This window comes from Mesorhizobium sp. Cs1321R2N1 (assembly GCF_037179725.1).
Taxonomy (GTDB): domain Bacteria; phylum Pseudomonadota; class Alphaproteobacteria; order Rhizobiales; family Rhizobiaceae; genus Mesorhizobium; species Mesorhizobium salmacidum.
The window spans coordinates 1-1,444 of sequence record NZ_JAPYKP010000306.1 but is presented as its reverse complement, the minus strand read 5'-3'; the positions used below and the strand labels follow the sequence as shown (position 1 = coordinate 1,444).

Below are 1,444 nucleotides of genomic sequence, written 5' to 3'. Positions count from 1 at the left end.
CCTGGCTTTTGCCTGGGGTTTTTGATTCACTGGGTCATGTTGAAGCGACCCGCCCCTGAACAGACCGCGCTCGAGATGGTGACGTTGGATCAGCTTGTTCCGGCTGATCATCTGTTGCGCAAGATCGACCGCGTGATCGACTTTTCCTTTATCCACGAGCTGACGGCGCCGCTGTACTGCGCCGACAATGGCCGGCCGCCGCTCGATCCGACCTTGATGTTCAAGGCGCTGTTCATCGGCTACCTGTTCGGGGTTCGCTCGGAACGGCAGTTGGTGCGCGAGATCGAGGTCAACGTAGCCTATCGCTGGTTCTTGCGGCTGAAGCTGACGGACAAGGTATTCGACGCCTCGACGCTGTCGCAGAACCGGCGCCGGCGCTATCAGGACGAGACCATCGCGCAGGGTATCTTCGACAGGATCGTGGAGCAGGCGATCGGGCATGGGCTTGTCGACGGCACGGTGCTCTACACCGACTCGACACATCTCAAGGCCAACGCCAACAAAGGCAAATACGACCTTGCGGTGGTGGCCAAGTCGCGCGCCGACTACTGGGAGGCGCTGGATGCCGCGATCCAGGAAGACCGCGCTCAGCATGGCAAGAAGCCGCTGAAGGACAAGGAGCGTCAGCCTGTCGAAAAGCAGACCAAGGTCTCGCGCACCGACCCCGACAGCGGCTATATGGTGCGCGACGGCAAACCGAAGGGCTTCTTCTATCTCGACCACCGCACGGTGGACGCTGCCCATGCCATCATCACCGACACTTTTGCCACACCTGCCAATGTGCACGACTCGATCGTCTACCTCTCACGCCTCGACCGGCAGCGCCAACGCTTTGGCTTCCAGGTGGGAGCGGTTGGGCTCGATGCGGGATACGCAACCGCTGGCATCGCCAAGGGATTGGAGGACCGCGACATCCTCGGCGTCACCGGCTATCGCAATCCAACACCGCCCAAGCCGGGCATGATGAGAAAGAGCGCTTTCGCTTATGAGCCGGATCTGGATGGCTATCGCTGCCCGCAAGGCCAGCTTCTCAGCTATGCCACCACCGATCGCAATGGCTACCGCCAATACAGGAGCGATCCGGCCATCTGCCAAACCTGCCCGCTGCGGGCCTCCTGCACGACCAATGCCGCCGCCACACGCACCGTCACCCGCCATGTCTGGCAAGATGCGCGAGAGCGCACCGACGCCAATCGCTTGACCGGCTGGGGCAAGCTTGTCTACCGCCGCCGTAAGGAGACCGTCGAACGCTCCTTCGCGGATGCCAAGCAACTGCATGGCCACCGCTACGCCCGCTTCCGAAGTCACGTTCGCGTCGCCTGCCAGTGCCTGATTGCAGCCGCAGCGCAGAACATCAAGAAAATCGCCCTTTGCCAGTGGCCAAAGCCAAGAACCGGCTTCGCCTGAGGCCCAAGAACCACCCGGTGTGCCTCCTGCGCCATCC

Annotated in this window: 1 protein-coding gene; it reads left to right on the top strand. The window is 62.0% G+C overall.

Annotated features, from left to right (window positions below; all coding sequences use genetic code 11):
* Positions 1–36: 36 nt before the first annotated feature.
* Positions 37–1,407 (top strand): IS1182 family transposase, encoded by a 1,371-nt coding sequence (locus tag O7A61_RS32185; RefSeq protein ID WP_442921140.1) that lies wholly within the window; start codon positions 37–39, stop codon positions 1,405–1,407.
* The last annotated feature ends 37 nt before the right edge of the window (positions 1,408–1,444 follow it).

Coding starts and splice junctions, on each gene's coding strand:
- O7A61_RS32185 (WP_442921140.1), top strand. CDS start 37: ATGTTGAAGCGACCCGCCCCTGAACAGACCGCGCTCGAGATGGTGACG.